This window comes from Nocardioides sp. GCM10027114 (assembly GCF_042659625.1).
Taxonomy (GTDB): Bacteria; Actinomycetota; Actinomycetes; order Propionibacteriales; family Nocardioidaceae; genus Nocardioides.
In genome coordinates this window covers 200,196-215,938 of sequence record NZ_JBHSSS010000026.1, presented here as the reverse complement: position 1 = coordinate 215,938, position 15,743 = coordinate 200,196, and the positions used below count along the sequence as shown (strand labels likewise).

The following is a 15,743-nucleotide window of genomic DNA, read 5'->3' as shown; positions in this document are numbered from 1 at the left end:
GGGCCTGTGACAGGGTGCGGCTTCACCACGGTATGTGGGCCTGCCCGCACATCCCCCGGTGCACACACCACGGGATGTGCGGGTCCACCGACATACCGTGGTGAACCCGCATGGACGAGGCTCAGGCCGAGCCCTCGGCGAGGGCCCGGGACCGGTCACGGGCGGCCTCCATGGCCTCGAGGAAGGCCGCGCGCACCTTGTGGACCTCGAGCTCGCGCAGCGCGGCAGCGGTCGTGCCGCCGGGCGAGGTGACCTGCTCGCGGAGCACGACGGGGTGGGTGCCGGTCTCGCGCAGCATCTTGGCCGAGCCGACGACGGTCTGCACGACGAGGTCGGTCGCGGTCGCGCGCGGCAGGCCCAGGTGGACGCCGGCCTCGATCATCGACTCCACGACGAAGAAGATGTAGGCGGGCCCCGAGCCGGAGATGGCGGTGACGGCGTCCATCTGGCGCTCCGGGATGCGCAGCACCTTGCCGACCGAGGCCATGAGGGCCTCGGCCTCGGCGAGGTGGGCGTCGTCGCAGTGGGAGCCCGGCGCGATGGCGGCCATCCCCTCGTCGACGAGGGCGGGCGTGTTCGGCATGACCCGCACGACCGCGACACCGGCGGGCACCCGCGACTCGATGAAGGCCGTCGTGATGCCGGCGGCCAACGAGACGACGAGCTGGCCGGGTCGCAGCTCGGGGGCGATCTCGTCGAGGAGGTCGCCCATGTCCTGCGGCTTGACCACGATCGCGACCGTGTCGGCCTTGCGGGCCGCCTCCACGTTGGAGGCGACGGCGACGCCGTAGCGCTCCTCGAGTTCGCGCGCCCGCTCGGGACGCTTCTCGCCGACCAGCAGGTTGTCGACGCGGCGGCCGGCACGGACCAGGCCGGACAGCAGGGTCTCGCCCATGACCCCCGCACCGAGGATCGCGGTCTGAGCCACGGCTCCGCCTCTCCCCCGGTCCCGCGACCGGGCTACTTCTTCGAGATCAGGGACTTCACGAAGAATGACAGGTTCTGCGGCCGCTCCGCGAGGCGTCTCATGAGGTAGCCGTACCACTCGAGGCCGTAGGGGATGTAGACCCGCACGGACTCGCCGTTGTCGGCCAGCCGCTTCTGCTCGGCAGGGCGGATGCCGTAGAGCATCTGGAACTCGTAGGTCCCCTTGGCGCGGCCGAACCGGCTGGCGAGGGACGAGGCGATCTCGACCATCCGGGGGTCGTGGGTCGCGATCATCGGGTAGCCCTGGCCGGCCATCAGCACCTTGAGGCAGCGGACGTAGGACTTGTCGACGTCGAGGCGGCTCTGGAAGGCGACGGTCTCGGGCTCCTTGTAGGCGCCCTTGCACAGCCGCACCCGCGAGCCCTCGTAGGCGAGCGCCCGACAATCGGCCTCGGTGCGGTGGAGGTAGGCCTGCAGCACGGCGCCGGTCTCCGGGAAGTCCTTGCGCAGCTCGCGCAGGATAGCCAGCGTCGAGTCGGTGGTGGTGTGGTCCTCCATGTCGAGGGTCACCGTCGTCCCGGCGTTGCGGGCGGCCCGGCAGATGGTGCGGGCGTTCTCGAGCGCGACCTTGTGGCCGTTCTCCGGGAGCGCCTGGCCGATCGCCGACAGCTTGACCGAGACCTCGGCGCGGCGGGTGAGGCCGCGGTCGGAGAGCTGCTGGAGCAGGTCGAGGTAGGCCTGGACGGTGGCCTCCGCCTGCTCGAGGTCGAGGGTGTCCTCACCGAGGAAGTCGAGGGTGGAGTCGAGACCGTCCGCGGCCAGGGCGGCCGTGGCGTCGACGGCGGACCCGGTGGTCTCGCCGGGGACGTAGCTGGTGACGATGCCGGACGACACCGGCAGGGTGCTGACGAGCTTCTTCACCTGCTGGCTGCGCGCCAGGAGCAGGATCGGCTGACGGAGCAAGGACATGACGCACAGGCTACGTCCTGGCCGGTCGAACCGACGAAGCGGCGGCGACGGGCCGACACCGCCACCTCGGCGCGCCAACCCCGCCACTTCGCGGGGCCAAGCCTGCCACTTCGTGGTTCAGGCGGTACGACGGCGCAGGGTCGCCGCGCCGAGCGCGAGGCCGGCGAGCGCGAACCCGAGCACCACCCCCAGGTCGGCCCACACCGGCCCGGTGGCGGCGGAGCGGGTCAGCTCCTGCATCGCGTCCACGGCGTACGAGAGCGGGAGCAGGTCGCTGATCGCCTCGAGCACGTCGGGCAGCGCCGGCCGGGGCACGAACAGCCCGCACAGCAGCAGCTGGGGGATGACGACCACCGGCATGAACTGGACGGCCTGGAACTCGGTCCGGGCGAAGGCCGACACGAAGAGGCCCAGCGCCGAGCCGAGCACGGCGTCAGCCACGGCCACGAGGGTGAGCATCGAGACCGGTCCCTCGACGTCGAGGCCGAGGAGGGTGACGCTGAGGGCCACCGCGAGCGCGGACTGGACCGCGGCGACGAGCCCGAAGGCGAGCGCGTAGCCGAGGAGCAGGTCGAGCTTGCCCAGCGGCATCGCGAGGAGCCGCTCGAGGGTGCCCCCGGAGCGTTCGCGCAGCGTCGTCACCGACGTCACCAGGAACATGATCGTGAACGGGAAGAGGGCGAGCAGGCCGGGTCCGACGCGGTCGAAGACCTGGGGCGAGGAGGCGTCGAACATCCACCACAGCAGGCTGATCAGCAGGCACGGCACCACGAGCAGCATGGCGAGGGTGCGGTGGTCCCGGCGCAGCTGCCGCAGGACCCGTGCGGCCACGGCGAGGGTGATGCGCGGGCTCATGACAGCTCCTTCTGGGAGTCGACGAGTGCGAGGAACGCCTGCTCGACGTCCGTGGCCCCGGTGCGCTGCTTGATCCCGAGCGGGCTGTCGTCGGCGATGATCCGCCCCTCGCGCATCAGCAGCAGGCGGTCGCAGCGCTCCGCCTCGTCCATGACGTGGCTTGAGACCAGCACCGCCACTCCGCCTTCGGCGATCCGGTGGAAGAGGCCCCAGAGGTCCCGGCGGAGCACCGGGTCCAGCCCGACGGTCGGCTCGTCGAGCACCAGCAGCCGCGGGTCGCCGAGCAGCGCGACGGCGAGGCTGGCCCGCGAGCGCTGGCCGCCGCTGAGCCGGGCGACCACGACATCGGCATGGGAGCCGAGGTCGACGGCCTCGATGCTGCGCTCCACCTCACGAGAGCCGGCGCCGAGCACCCGGGCGAAGAAGGCGAGGTTCTCCGTGACCGTCAGGTCGGGGTAGACACTGGCGTCCTGGGTGACGTAGCCGACCTTGTCCCGCAGCGGGGCGGAACCCGCGTCGTGGCCGAGGACGCGCACCGACCCGGACGCCAGGCGCTGGACGCCGACCAGGGACCGCATCAGCGTCGTCTTGCCGCACCCCGAGGGGCCGAGCAGGCCGGTCACCATGCCGGCGTCGATGCCGAAGATGAGCGAGTGGAGCACCTCGCGCCCGCCACGCACGACCACGAGGTCGCTGACCTCGACCACGTTTTTCATCATGCGTTGAATTGTGCGCCTCGGACCTGCTCAGGGCAAGGGGTCGGCGAGGAACCGCTGGATGTTCGGCCCGACCACCGCGACGACGTCCTCGCGCGGCATCGACGCCAGGGGCTCGACCTCGAGCAGGTAGCGGGTCATGATCAGGCCGATCACCTGGCTCGCCACGAGCGTCATCCGCCGCTCCGGCTGGTCCACACCGAGGACCTGCGCGGCCGGCAGGACCACCGCCGGCAGGAATCCCTCGCGCATCAGCCGGTGCCCCTCCGGCTCCAGCATGGTCCGCGCCAGCGCCAGCAGGTGGGGCCGCACGTCCTCGTCGTCCCACATCTCCAGCAGCGCCCTGACGAGCCGCTCCCCCGCACCGTCGAGGCCCTCCGCCATCGCCGGCCCGATGACGGCGCGCGGGTCCACGGGGAGCTCCAGCGCGGAGACGAACAGATCGTCCTTGGAGCCGAAGTAGTGGTGCACCAGCGCCGGGTCGACCCCGGCCTCCGCCGCCACCGCCCGGATCGTCGTACGCCGGAACCCGTGCGCCGCGAACTGCTCGCGGGCCGCGGCGAGGATGGCGTTCCGGGTGTCGGGGGCGCCCGGTCGGCGGCCGCGGCGGACCGACCCCGCGGGGCCCGAGGAGCCTGCTCCGGCCGCCGCTGTCACGGCGTCGCCACGGGCAGGTGGGCGCGCGCGAACTCCAGCGACTCACGCAGGTCGGTCTCCCGCTCCTCCCGGGTGGTGCAGCGGCGGGTGTTGATCTCGAGGACGACGTCGCCGGCGAACCCGGTCGCCGCGAGGTGCTCGAGGAAGGCGGCGGCGCCGACCGTGCCCCGGCCGGGGACGAGGTGCTCGTCCTTGGCCGAGCCGGTGCCGTCGGTGAGGTGGATGTGGTGCAGTCGCTCGCCGAGCCGCTCGGCCATCGCCACCGGGTCGGAGTGGGCGATCGCGGCGTGCGACAGGTCGATCGTGGTGTTGGCGTAGGGCTCGTCGGACGGGTCCCAGCCGGGGAGGTACATCTCGACGCCGCGGCGCACCGCGCGGCGCGACGACGCCCGCCACGGGTACATGTTCTCGACCGCGAACGCGATGCCGGTCGACTCCTCCAGCGCCGCGATGCCCTCGACGAAGCTGGCGGCGTACTCCTTCTGCCACCGGAACGGCGGGTGCACGACGACGGTCCGCGCGCCCACCTCGGCGGCCATCTCGGCCGAGCGCTGCAGCTTGCCCCAGGGTTCGGTCCCCCAGACCCGCTGGGTGAAGAGCAGGCACGGGGCGTGGACCGCACACACCGGGACGGCATGGTGGTCACTGAGCTGCTTCACGGCGGTGACCTGCTGGCTCAGCGCGTCCATGCCGACCATCACCTCGACCGCGTCGTAGCCGCACGAGGCGGCGTACGCGAAGGCGTGCGCGGTCGACTCGGGGTAGACCGACGCCGTGGACAGGCCGATCCGCAGTCCCCCGGGAGCGGCCGCGCTCATGCGACGGGTACCTGTGCCACGGGGCTCACCCCGAGTCCCCGGAGCGGCTGATGCGATCTATGCGCTCGAGGATCACGCCCTCGCGCAGTGCCCACGGGCAGATCTCGAGCGCTGACAGGTCGAAGATGTCCATCACGGCGTCGGCCACGAGGGCGCCGGGGACGATCTGGTGGGTCCGTCGAGCCGAGACACCGGGGAGCTCGGCCAGCTCGTCGTGGCTCATCCGCACCAGCTTGGGCAGCCACTCGGCAAGCGTCCCCGCCTCGAGCAGCCGTGAGACCAGCAGCCCCGCGTCGGCCGGGGCGGCACCGCAGATGCGGGCCAGCGACCGGAAGGTCTTGGAGGTCGCCACCGCGTGGTCGGGGCGGCCGGCGCGCAGCAGGCTGCCCGCCTCGCGGGCGATCTCGGCGCGGATCTCCCTGCGCAGCGCGCGCACCGTGTCGTCGTCCGGTGGGCCACCGCGGAACCACTTCGCCGCGAGCCGGGCGGCGCCCAGCGGCAGCGACCACGCGACGTCCGGGGACTCGTCGCCGCCGGTGGCGACCTCGAGCGAGCCGCCGCCGATGTCGAAGACCGCGAGCCGGCCGGAGGACCAGCCGAACCAGCGGCGCACGGCGAGGAAGGTCAGGCGGGCCTCGTCCTCCCCGGAGAGCACCTCGACCGAGGCGCCCGTCGAGGTCCGCACGTGGTCGAGCACGGCCTCGGAGTTCGTCGCCTCGCGCACCGCGGAGGTGGCGAAGCCGAGCATCTCCTGGCAGCCCTTGTCCTCGGCCACGACCAGGGCCTTGGCGATGAAGCCGGTGAGCGCGTCGACGCCGGTCTGCGACACCGCACCGGAGTCGTCGAGGTGCTCCGCCAGGCGCAGCGGCTCCTTGTAGGAGAAGGCCGGCAGCGGCGCGGCACCGTCGTGCGCGTCCACCACGAGCAGGTGTCCGGTGTTGGAGCCGATGTCGAGCACGCCCAGGCGCATGGCAACCAAACTACCGGTCCGCCCCGGGGCCGTAGGCTTGCGAGGTGCCAGAAGTGGACCTCGTCTTCCCCCGCGCCTTCGTCGAGTTCGCCGACCCTGCCGACGACGAGCAGGTCTTCCGCTGCGACCTGACCTGGCTGACGTCGAGCTACATGTGCATCTTCGGGCAGGGCTGCCCCGGCATCTACGCCGATGCGCCGGACGTCGGCTGCTGCACGCTCGGCGCCCACTTCTCGGACAAGGACGACCAGAAGCGGGTGGCGGGGTTCGTCGCCCAGCTCGACGAGGAGACCTGGCAGTTCCACCCCGGCCGCACCGTCCGCCGCGCCGACTGGATCGAGACCGACGAGGACGGCGAGCCCAAGACCAAGGTGCACGAGGTCGACGGCCAGAGCGCCTGCGTCTTCCAGAACCGTCCCGACTTCCATAACGGCGCCGGCTGTGCACTGCACTCGCTGGCGCTGCGGCAGGGCCGCGAGCCGCTGGAGACCAAGCCGGACGTGTGCTGGCAGCTGCCGATCCGGCGCACCTACCGCACCGTTGAGCGGCCGGACGAGACGTCGTACCTCGAGGTCACGATCGGGGAGTACGACCGGCGCGGCTGGGGGCCCGGCGGCCACGACCTCGACTGGTACTGCTCCGGCAACACCGAGGCGCACGTCGGCGTGGAGCCGGTCTACGTGACCAACGAGCCGGAGCTCGTGGAGCTCATGGGACGCCCGGCGTACGACGAGCTGGTGCGGCACTGCGAGGCGCACCTGCGGTCCCGCTCGGCACTGGCGATCCACCCCGCCGACCCGCACTGACCTGCAACCCCCCGGTCCTGCCCGTCGAGACATCTCGACGTCGAGAGACCTCGACCCCGGTGACCGAGGCCACGTGGCGATTGCCCAGAATGCCTGTATGCGCCTGGACCATCTCTCGTACGCGGCCGGCCCCGACGGGCTCGCTGCCACCGCCAAGCGCCTCGGGGGACTGCTCGGCACGGAGTTCCACGACGGCGGCGTCCACCCCCGCTTCGGCACTCGCAACATGATCCTCCCGATGGCGGACCAGACCTACCTCGAGATCGTCGAGGTGCTGGACCACCCCGCCTCCGACAAGGCGCCGTTCGGCCAGGCCGTGCGCGCCCGCTCGGCCCTCGGTGGAGGCTGGCTCGGCTGGGTCGTCGCGGTCGACGACATCAACGTCGTCGAGAGCCGGCTGGGCCGTGAGGCCGTCAGCGGCAACCGCCACCGCCCCGACGGCACCGAGCTCACCTGGAAGCAGATCGGCATCAACGGCCTGATCGCCGACCCGCAGCTCCCCTTCTTCGTGGAGTGGCAGAGCCCCCGCGAGATGCACCCCAGCACGGGCGCCGACCCCGAGCTGTCCCTGGCCTGCCTGGAGATCGCGGGCGACCCGCTGCGCGTCAGCGAGTGGCTCGGCGAGCCGGTCGAGGCGCCGCTCGAGGACATCAAGGTCGAGTGGGTCGCGCCGCACGGCACCCCGGGCATCATCGCCGCGCAGGTGCAGACGCCCGCCGGCCTCGTGCGCATCTGAGCCGGACCGCAGGAGGCCGGCCCTGACGCTGCCGCCCGGCGCGGTGCCCAGCCCGAACATCTGGCAGCACCCCGCGACGTACGAGCTCGAGAACCGCGCCGCCGACCCCGACGGCCGGCTCGAGCAGGCGATGCGCGGCCTCGCCGGCTGGCAGGGACGCACCGTCCTCGACCTCGGCTGCGGCTCGGGCTACCACCTGCCCCGCTTCGCCGAGGAGGCGGCGCGGGTGATCGGCGTCGAGCCCCACCCCGACCTCGTCGCGCTCGCCCGACGCCGCACCAGGTCGCTCCCCCACGTCGAGGTCCACCAGGGCACCGCCCAGTCGCTCCCGCTGTCCGACGCGTCGGTGGACGTCGTCCACGTCCGGTGGGCCTACTTCTTCGGCCCCGGCTGCGAGCCCGGGCTCGCCGAGCTCGACCGCGTCGTACGCCGCGGCGGCACGGCGTTCGTCATCGACAACGACGCGACCCGGTCGACGTTCGGGGCGTGGTTCCGGCGCGGCTACCCGAACGTCGACCCCGTGGCCGTAGAGCGCTTCTGGTCGACCCGCGGCTGGACGCGCACCCCCGTCGACATCCGCTGGTCGTTCGCCAGCCGCGCCGACCTCGAGAGCGTGGTCCTCATCGAGTTCACCCGCGAGGTCGCCGACGAGGTGCTCTCGACCCACGAGGGCACGGAGGTGGACTACGCCGTGAACCTCTGGTCGAAGGACTTCTGAGCCGGCGGCGGACCCTCAGCTCGTGCCGCGGATCGCCAGCGTCGGCGCCAGCAGCACGCCGGGCCGGTTGACCGGCGGGTGGGCGAGCAGCCCCTCCAGCGCCTTCACGATCTCCATCGCCACCTGCTCGAGCGGCTGCCGCACCGACGTCAGCCCCGGCGGCACCGTCTGCGCCACCTGGGAGTCGTCGAAGCCGACCACCGCGACGTCGCGGCCCGGCACCAGGCCCCGGTCGGCCAGCGTGTGCAGCACGCCCATCGCGAGGGTGTCGGAGGCGCAGACGAACGCCGTCGGCGACGCCTCGTCGAGCAGCACGGCGGAGGCCTCGCGACCGCTGGCGACGGTGTCCTCGGAGCGCGAGGCGAGGCCGGTGGTGGCCAGGCCGCGCTCGCGCAGCGCCTGGCTCCAGCCGGAGCGGCGGTCCTCGCCGATCCGCGAGTCCTTTCGCCAGCCGATCCACGCGATCCGCTCGTGGCCGCGGTCGAGCAAGTGGTCGGTGGCGAGGCGGGTCCCGGCGGCACCGTCGACGTCGACCCAGGGGTGGGTGGAGTCCGGGTTCTCCCAAGGGCGCCCGAACGCCACGAACGGCGCCCGGCGCGACTGCAGCCAGGTGGCCTGCGGGTTGCCGAGGTAGGTGTCGGTGATGACGAACGCGTCGACGGCGGTGGCCCGCAGCAGGTCGTCGTACCCGGCGAGCGGGTCCTCGGGGTCGGCGGGGAAGAGCAGCACGTGGTAGCCGCTCTCGCCGGAGCTCTCCACGAGGGTGTGGACGAACCGGTCCATGGTCGCGTTGGCGGTGCCCTCCTGCGCGGGCGTGAAGCGCAGCCCGATCAGGTGGGAGGCGCGGGTGCGCAGGTTGCGGGCGGCCCGGTTGGGGATGTAGCCCAGCTCGTCGATGGCCTCCTGCACCCGCACGAGCGTGTCAGCGCGCAGCAGGTCGGGGTTGTTGACGGCGTTGGACACGGTCTGCCGGGAGACCCCCGCACGCTCGGCGACGTCGGCCAGCGTGGGTGGCACCGCCGGGGCACGACCCGGCATCGCACGGCCCGTGATCCGCGACATGCCTCCCCCTCCTTGATCGATCCAACGACAGCATAGCCACGGCTGTCGGCGGGGTGGCCTAGCGTGCCGCGCATGCCGAGAACGACCCGATCCAGCTACCGGTGCAGCGAGTGCGGCTGGGAGACCGCCAAGTGGGTGGGCCGCTGCGGTGAGTGCCAGGCCTGGGGCTCCGTCGCCGAGGCCGCCGCGACACCCACCGCACGCTCCGCGGCCGGGCCGGTGACCTCCGCCGCCGTGCCCATCGGGCAGGTCTCGGTCGAGGAGTCCTCGTTCCGCACCAGCGGGGTGCCCGAGCTCGACCGGGTGCTCGGCGGCGGCCTCGTGCCGGGCGCCGCCATCCTGCTCGCCGGCGAGCCAGGTGTCGGCAAGTCCACGCTGCTGCTGGAGGTGGCGGCGCAGACCGCGCGCTACCAGCGACGCACCCTCTACGTCACCGGCGAGGAGTCCGCCTCCCAGGTCCGGCTGCGCGCCGACCGGACGGGCGGCGTCCACGACCAGCTCTACCTCGCGGCCGAGACGGACCTCGGTGCGGTGCTGACCCACATCGAGCAGGTGCGGCCCGAGCTGCTCGTCATCGACTCGGTGCAGACGATCGGCGCCAGCGGCGTCGACGGCGTCCCCGGCGGCGTCACCCAGGTCAAGGAGGTGGCGGCCGCGCTGATCCGGGTCGCCAAGACCCGCAACATCGCGACGGTGATGGTCGGCCACGTCACCAAGGACGGCTCGATCGCCGGCCCGCGCGTCCTCGAGCACCTCGTCGACGTCGTGCTCCACTTCGAGGGCGACCGCAACAGCCGCTTCCGGATGGTGCGGGCCATGAAGAACCGATTCGGTCCGGTCGACGAGGTCGGCTGCTTCGACCTGTCCCGCGAGGGCATCACCGCCGTCACCGACCCGACCGGCCTGTTCGTCGAGACCCACCACCAGCAGGTCCCCGGCACCTGCGTGGCGGTCACCATGGAGGGACGGCGGCCGCTGCTCGCGGAGGTGCAGGCGCTGGTGACCCCGTCGGCCTCCGAGCGGCCGCGCCGCACCACCTCGGGCGTCGACTCCTCGCGCGTCGCGATGGTCCTCGCGGTCCTCCAGCAGCACTGCGGCATCCGGCTCCACGCCCACGACGTGTTCGTCTCCACCGTCGGGGGCGCCCGGCTCTCCGAGCCCGCCACCGACCTCGCCGTCGCGGTGGCGCTCACCTCGGCGACCACCGGCTTCCCCGCCCCGCGGGGGGTCGTCGCGATGGGCGAGATCGGGCTGGCCGGCGAGCTCCGCCGCGTACGCGACCTGCCGCAGCGCATCGCCGAGGCCGGACGGCTCGGCTTCACCACCGCCGTCGTGCCGGGCGAGCCCGGCGACGGCCCGCGCCGGGGCGGCACCCGCCGCGTCGACGGGATCACCGTCGCCGACGCCCCCGACGTCGCCTCGGCACTGCACCTGCTGCGGCTCGCCGAGCCCCGGCAGCGCCACCTCCGGGCGACCGACGTCCCCCCGGAGTTCTGAGCCCGACGCCGCGCCAGCGACGGCCGCCGCACCCCTGGCGTCCGCCTGCCCCCTCCGCGACGGCCGATCTCCTAGACTGACGCCGCGGCGACCCTCGCCGCTGCCAGGAGGAGGGACCGCGTGGTGGCCACGGACCGCTCGGACGACACGCTGCGCCTGCGCGCCACGCTGGCCTCGATCGCGCCCGGGACTGCGCTGCGCGACGGCCTGGAGCGCATCCTGCGCGGCCGCACCGGCGCGCTCATCGTGCTCGGCCACGACAAGACCGTGGAGTCCATCTCCACGGGCGGCTTCGCCCTCGACGTCCCGTTCACGGCCACCGGGCTGCGCGAGCTCGCCAAGATGGACGGCGGGATCATCGTCGACCGCGACGTCACCCGGATCATCCGCGCGGCCGTCCACCTGATGCCCGACCACCGCATCCACTCCGAGGAGACCGGCACCCGCCACCGCACCGCCGACCGGGTCGCCCGGCAGACCGGCTTCCCGGTGATCTCGGTGTCGCAGTCGATGCAGATCATCGCGGCGTACGTCGGCGAGACGCGGCACGTGCTCGAGGACTCCGGCCAGATCCTGTCGCGCGCCAACCAGGCGCTCGCGACGCTGGAGCGCTACAAGCTGCGCCTCGACGAGGTCGCCAGCACGCTGTCGGCGCTGGAGATCGAGGACCTCGTCACCGTCCGCGACGTCGCGGTCGTCGCGCAGCGACTCGAGATGGTCACCCGCATCGCCCGCGAGATCGAGGACTACGTGCTCGAGCTCGGCACCGACGGCCGGCTGCTGTCGCTGCAGCTCGAGGAGCTCGTGACCGGCGTCGACGCCGAGCGCGAGCTGGTGATCCGCGACTACCTGCCCCCGGGCCGTCGCACCCGCAGCCCCGCCGAGCTGCTCGCCCGGCTCGAGGCGCTCTCGCCGACCGAGCTGGTCGACCCGGCCGCGGCCGCGAAGGCGCTGGGGCTCGGCAGCTCCGAGCACCTCGACGGCGCGGTCGCGCCGCGCGGCTACCGGCTGCTGGCCAAGGTGCCGCGGCTGCCCAGCGCCGTCGTCGACCGGCTGGTCGACCACTTCGGCACGCTCCAGAAGCTGCTCTCCGCCGGCGTCGACGACCTGCAGGCGGTCGACGGGATCGGTGAGCTTCGGGCGCGCAGCGTCCGCGAGGGGCTCAGCCGGCTCGCGGAGTCGACCATCCTCGAGCGCTACGTCTGAGGCCCGGGCCGGTCGCGACCTCAGCCGTCGCGCTGCGCCACCTGCACGACGGCAGGGCCCTGCTGGTCGCTCGCCGGCAGCCGGAGCTCGGCGACGACGCGCAGCCCGGCCGCCTCGACGAGGACCGCGAGCTGCTCCGGTTGCCAGCGGTACGTCGTCCACTGCACCGGGACACCGCCGTACGCCTCCGTGCGCGGCACGTCACCCTCGCCGGCGTGCGTCGCGATGATGACCTGGCCGCGGGGCACGAGCGCTCGCCGGAAGCTCGTGAGCACGTCCGGCAGGACCTCGCGCGGGAGGTTGAAGAGGGACCACCAGCCGAGGATCCCGCCCCAGGAGGCCGGCCGCAGGTCCAGGTCGGTGGCGGAGCCGACGCCGAAGCGGCACTCCGGGTGGAGCCGCCGCGCGTGGTCGACCATCCGCGGGGAGAGGTCGACGCCCGTGGCGTCGAGGCCGCGCTCGCGCAGGTAGCCCGTCACCGTCCCCGGTCCGCAGCCGACCTCCAGCACGGGGCCGAGGTCGCGGACCGCGTCGGCGAAGGTGTCGAGGGCCGCCCGGAGCCACGGCTGGACCCGGACGTCACCCATCCCCGTCGTCTCCAGCAGCCGCACGTAGCTGTCGGCGACGCGGTCGTAGGAGGCCCGCACCGCGTCGAGGCCCGCCACCGGACGGGACGATGCCGCGGGTCGGGTCACCGGTGCTTGGGCTTGGGCTCGGTCTTGCGGTCGCGGTCCTGGCCGCCGTTGCTGCCGCCGCCCGCGTTGCCGGCGTCCCGGTTGCGCTTCTTGCCCTGGCGGGGCTCGGCGGGGACGGTCTGGGTGATGACGGGTCGTTCCGGGGCGACGAGCTCGAACTGCACGTCGCTCGGCTCGCCGGCCAGCGCGGCCGCGGTGACGTGGTACCAGCCGGGCAGCGCCCAGTCGGTGTAGCGCGAGCACTCCTCGTCGGAACGGCGACCGGACCACCGGACCGCCACCTTCGACGTGACCGCCGAGCGGACCACGACGTCGCGGGTTCGGACGGAGTGCGGGCACTGCCTGCTCGACCAGATCTCGTCGGAGCCGGAGGTGATCTTCAGCTGCAGCGACTCCGGGGAGACGCGCCAGGTGCACGCCTCGTCCTCGATGGTGCGCAGCTCGAGGGCGATCCGCACGCTGCGGCCGCCGACCGCCCGCTCCACGGTCGGCGTCACTGCGACGTCCTGGTCGATGCAGGGTCCGTCGGGCTCGGCCAGCACGGGCTCGGCCGGCTTGCGGTTCTTCTTGCGCTTCTGCTTCTCCCGGTCCCCCTGGTCGGCCGCGGCGGTCCCGCCCGGCGTACCGGTGGGCGCCTCGCTCGGCGCGGCGGTGGGCGTACCGGACACCTGCACCGCCTGCTCCTCCTCGCCGGCACCGCCGACGAGCCGGGCCATCCCGAGGACCAGCAGGAAGACCGTCCCGAGGACGAGGACACGCCGGGTCCAGTAGACGCGGGCCGGCAGCGGCCCCCGGGTCAGCGCGGTCATGCGGGGAACGTTAGTGAGCGGACCGCCGCAGGGCCCGCTGCCACACCGACCTCCCTCGGATCGGTGCCGGAACCTCCCCCCACGGCAGCCCGAGCTGCCGGGTCACCTGCCGCCGCCGGACCCGCCCGTGCGCCGGAGCAGGTCGGCGGCGCAGGCCACGTGATCGTCCAGGTGGGCCCGGGCCGCGAGCTCGAGCAGGGACCGGGCCCGGCTCGCCAGCCGCTCCTCGTCGCCGAGCCGGGCGCTGACCTCCACGTCGGTGGCGAGGATGGCAGCCTGCATCGCGACGTAGACGTCGGTCTCCCGCGCCACGCGTCGACCCGCCTCGTCCACCCAGCGGCAGGCCTCGGCAGCGTCGCCGGCCGCAAGGGCGCTCAGCGCGAGGGCACGGGCAGTGCTGCCCTCCCAGCACGGGTCGGACAGCTGGCAGCTCAGCGCGAACGCCTCCTGCAGGTCGGGCACCCTGCCCGCCCGGCCCGCCGTCAGCTCGACCTCGGCGAGCACGGCCTGCGGCCAGGGCCGGAAGGAGACCCAACCCGCCTCCCGGACGACGTCGAGGCACTCGCGCAGCCAGGGTCGCGCGTCGTCCGGGCGGCCGGCGCGGAGCCTGCCCCAGCCGCCCAGCCCGAGGGCCCACGCAAGACGACGCCGGTTCCCGGTGCTGCGGGCGAGGTCGAGCGCCTGCTCCCACTCGTCCAGCGCCGCGTCGTGCCGGCCCCAGTCCGTCAGGTTGAAGGCCCGCACCGAGCGCACGGCCGCGAGCAGGTCGGGGTCGTCGGCCAGCGACTCGGCCCGGCCCAGGTGCTCCTGGGCGGCCGGGCGGCGGCCGGCCAGCGCGTCGACGTACGCCAGCTCGCGGTGGGCCGAGGCTGCGGTGCCGGGGTCGTCCGCGTCGAGGGCGACTGCCGCAGCCCGCTCGAGGAGCAGCGCGCCCTTGTCGTCGTGGCTGCGCACGGCGTGGACGAGCGCGGCCCCGAGCGCCCGCAGGCTGGTGCCCAGCACCCGGTCGTCGCCGCACTCCTCGGCGAGCCGCACCGCCTGGCGGAGGCTCTCGAGCCCCGCGTCCACCGCACCCGCGGCCAAGGCGGCCTCGCCGGCCTCCAGGAGGGTGACGGCCCGTGCCCTCGGGGGCACCCCGGGCGGGGCCGCGGCGACGTCGGGCCGGACGGCGCTGCGCAGTGCCGGCGACGGCGGCGCCCCGAGCTCGGCGACGAAGCGCGCCTCGATCTCGTCGACGGCGGTCGCTGCGGCCTCGTGCCGGCCCGCCTGCCGCAGTCCCGCCACCAGCAGGATCTGGGTGCCCTCGTCGAGCGGCCGGCGCCGGGCGGCGACCTCGGCGAGGGCCAGCGCCCGGTCGACGTCACTCCGGGCGGCGGCCACCATGACCTCGCGGCGCAGCAGGGCGTCGACACGGCTGGCCACCCGCTGACGCTGCACCAGCAGCCAGAGGTCGAGCTCGACGCTCCCCCGCGCGTCGACCCCTTCGAGGAGCTCGCCGACGGCCGTCGGCTCCAGCCGGCCCTCCGCCAGGTCCCGCACGTCCGCGGTCACGCCGTCGGGCAGGTCGGCCCGCAGCGGGTCACCAGTGAGGAAGTCCGGCGCTCCGAGCGCCCGGCGCACCGCGGCGAGGCACCAGCGCACCGAGCCGAGCGGGTCGACGGTCTCCGGGAACAGCTCGGCAGCGAGCTCGCGGCGGGTGACCGGCCGCTCCGCCAGCAGCACCCGCGCGAGCAGCGCCCAGGGCTGGTGCCCCCGCACCGGGACGACGACGCCGTCGTCGTCCGTGACCTGCGGGCTGCCGATGAGCCGGATCCGCATCGTCACCTCCCTGCCTCGCCGCCGGTCGAGCGTCGTGTTCGAGCATCGCGGCCGACCGTGTGACCGGGCGTGTGACGGGCCTGGGCGGGACAGCCTGCTGCGTCCCACGCCGGGTCACACGTCCCCCGACCAGTCTGCTCCCACGACCGTGGACCACGGTCCCGAACGAGAGGAGACATCCCATGCCGACCTTCCTGATCGAGCGCCGGATCCCCGGTGCCAGCACGCTCAGCCACGACGAGCTCGCCGACATCACGGCCACGTCCAACGGCGTCGTCGCCGGGCTCGGCGTCCCCTACCGCTGGGTCACCAGCTACGTGGCCGGGGACAAGATCTACTGCGTCCACGAGACCGAGGACGAGGAGACGATCCGCGAGCACGCCCGCTGCGGCGGCTTCCCCGCGGACCTGGTCGTCGAGGTCACCGAGCAGCTCGACCCCGACTTCCGGTAGCCCCCCGCCCCGGTGCCACGGGCGGCGATGAC

General features: G+C 73.8%; 17 protein-coding genes. 6 read left to right on the top strand and 11 right to left on the bottom strand.

Annotation, left to right across the window (positions count from 1 at the left end; all coding sequences use genetic code 11):
• Nucleotides 1-121 precede the first annotated feature (121 nt).
• The 7 genes from proC to ACFP2E_RS15375 all read right to left on the bottom strand — a co-directional run bounded on the left by proC (nucleotide 122) and on the right by ACFP2E_RS15375 (nucleotide 5,912).
• Nucleotides 122-928, bottom strand: coding sequence for a pyrroline-5-carboxylate reductase (gene proC / locus ACFP2E_RS15405; protein ID WP_378523692.1), 807 nt, complete (start codon nucleotides 926-928; stop codon nucleotides 122-124).
• A 32-nt stretch (nucleotides 929-960) separates the two neighbouring features.
• A complete protein-coding gene (locus ACFP2E_RS15400; protein ID WP_378524170.1) occupies nucleotides 961-1,890 on the bottom strand; it encodes a proline dehydrogenase family protein in 930 nt (309 codons plus the stop codon).
• A 123-nt stretch (nucleotides 1,891-2,013) separates the two neighbouring features.
• Nucleotides 2,014-2,751, bottom strand: coding sequence for an ABC transporter permease (locus tag ACFP2E_RS15395; RefSeq protein WP_378523691.1), 738 nt, complete (start codon nucleotides 2,749-2,751; stop codon nucleotides 2,014-2,016).
• Nucleotides 2,748-3,470, bottom strand: a complete 723-nt coding sequence (locus ACFP2E_RS15390; RefSeq protein ID WP_378523690.1) for an ABC transporter ATP-binding protein — start codon at nucleotides 3,468-3,470, stop codon at nucleotides 2,748-2,750. The genes ACFP2E_RS15395 and ACFP2E_RS15390 overlap by 4 nt, the downstream gene beginning before the upstream one ends.
• Nucleotides 3,471-3,497: 27 nt before the next feature.
• Nucleotides 3,498-4,124, bottom strand: coding sequence for a TetR family transcriptional regulator (locus tag ACFP2E_RS15385; RefSeq protein ID WP_378523689.1), 627 nt, complete (start codon nucleotides 4,122-4,124; stop codon nucleotides 3,498-3,500).
• Nucleotides 4,121-4,942 carry a sugar phosphate isomerase/epimerase family protein gene (locus ACFP2E_RS15380; protein ID WP_378523688.1) on the bottom strand — a complete coding sequence of 274 codons (822 nt, stop codon included), beginning with the start codon at nucleotides 4,940-4,942 and terminating at the stop codon, nucleotides 4,121-4,123. The genes ACFP2E_RS15385 and ACFP2E_RS15380 overlap by 4 nt, the downstream gene beginning before the upstream one ends.
• A gap of 25 nt (nucleotides 4,943-4,967) precedes the next feature.
• Entirely contained in the window at nucleotides 4,968-5,912 is a 945-nt protein-coding gene (locus tag ACFP2E_RS15375; protein WP_378523687.1) for a Ppx/GppA family phosphatase, read from the bottom strand.
• 44 nt (nucleotides 5,913-5,956) lie between these two features.
• Here ACFP2E_RS15375 and ACFP2E_RS15370 point away from each other — a divergent pair, with 44 nt between their 5' ends.
• From ACFP2E_RS15370 to ACFP2E_RS15360, 3 genes are all read left to right on the top strand, one after another.
• Nucleotides 5,957-6,718, top strand: coding sequence for a hypothetical protein (locus ACFP2E_RS15370; protein WP_378523686.1), 762 nt, complete (start codon nucleotides 5,957-5,959; stop codon nucleotides 6,716-6,718).
• Between the two features lie 97 nt (nucleotides 6,719-6,815).
• Nucleotides 6,816-7,454 (top strand): VOC family protein, encoded by a 639-nt coding sequence (locus ACFP2E_RS15365; RefSeq protein WP_378523685.1) that lies wholly within the window; start codon nucleotides 6,816-6,818, stop codon nucleotides 7,452-7,454.
• A 43-nt stretch (nucleotides 7,455-7,497) separates the two neighbouring features.
• On the top strand, nucleotides 7,498-8,172 hold the full coding sequence (locus ACFP2E_RS15360) for a class I SAM-dependent methyltransferase (RefSeq protein WP_378523684.1): 675 nt from the start codon (nucleotides 7,498-7,500) through the stop codon (nucleotides 8,170-8,172).
• A gap of 15 nt (nucleotides 8,173-8,187) precedes the next feature.
• On the opposite strand, the gene ACFP2E_RS15355 is transcribed toward ACFP2E_RS15360, so the two are convergent.
• The gene (locus ACFP2E_RS15355) at nucleotides 8,188-9,234 is read right to left on the bottom strand and encodes a LacI family DNA-binding transcriptional regulator (protein WP_378523683.1); all 1,047 of its coding nucleotides are present in this window, start codon (nucleotides 9,232-9,234) and stop codon (nucleotides 8,188-8,190) included.
• Between the two features lie 72 nt (nucleotides 9,235-9,306).
• Between ACFP2E_RS15355 and radA the strand changes: the two genes are divergently transcribed.
• Together radA and disA are read left to right on the top strand one after the other, a co-directional pair.
• Complete coding sequence (gene radA / locus ACFP2E_RS15350) at nucleotides 9,307-10,731, top strand: DNA repair protein RadA (protein WP_378523682.1); 1,425 nt, start codon at nucleotides 9,307-9,309, stop codon at nucleotides 10,729-10,731.
• 123 nt (nucleotides 10,732-10,854) lie between these two features.
• Complete coding sequence (gene disA, locus ACFP2E_RS15345; protein WP_378524169.1) at nucleotides 10,855-11,937, top strand: DNA integrity scanning diadenylate cyclase DisA; 1,083 nt, start codon at nucleotides 10,855-10,857, stop codon at nucleotides 11,935-11,937.
• Nucleotides 11,938-11,957: 20 nt separating this feature from the next.
• Here the strand turns inward: disA and ACFP2E_RS15340 are convergent, their stop codons facing one another.
• The 3 genes from ACFP2E_RS15340 to ACFP2E_RS15330 all read right to left on the bottom strand — a co-directional run bounded on the left by ACFP2E_RS15340 (nucleotide 11,958) and on the right by ACFP2E_RS15330 (nucleotide 15,259).
• The gene (locus ACFP2E_RS15340; protein WP_378523681.1) at nucleotides 11,958-12,602 is read right to left on the bottom strand and encodes a class I SAM-dependent DNA methyltransferase; all 645 of its coding nucleotides are present in this window, start codon (nucleotides 12,600-12,602) and stop codon (nucleotides 11,958-11,960) included.
• A 26-nt stretch (nucleotides 12,603-12,628) separates the two neighbouring features.
• Nucleotides 12,629-13,441 (bottom strand): hypothetical protein, encoded by an 813-nt coding sequence (locus ACFP2E_RS15335; RefSeq protein WP_378523680.1) that lies wholly within the window; start codon nucleotides 13,439-13,441, stop codon nucleotides 12,629-12,631.
• A gap of 102 nt (nucleotides 13,442-13,543) precedes the next feature.
• Nucleotides 13,544-15,259: a tetratricopeptide repeat protein gene (locus ACFP2E_RS15330; protein ID WP_378523679.1), complete on the bottom strand. Its 1,716-nt coding sequence runs from the start codon at nucleotides 15,257-15,259 to the stop codon at nucleotides 13,544-13,546.
• Nucleotides 15,260-15,441: 182 nt separating this feature from the next.
• On the opposite strand from ACFP2E_RS15330, the gene ACFP2E_RS15325 reads away from it, so the two are divergent.
• Complete coding sequence (locus ACFP2E_RS15325) at nucleotides 15,442-15,711, top strand: DUF4242 domain-containing protein (protein ID WP_378523678.1); 270 nt, start codon at nucleotides 15,442-15,444, stop codon at nucleotides 15,709-15,711.
• Nucleotides 15,712-15,743: the final 32 nt, after the last annotated feature.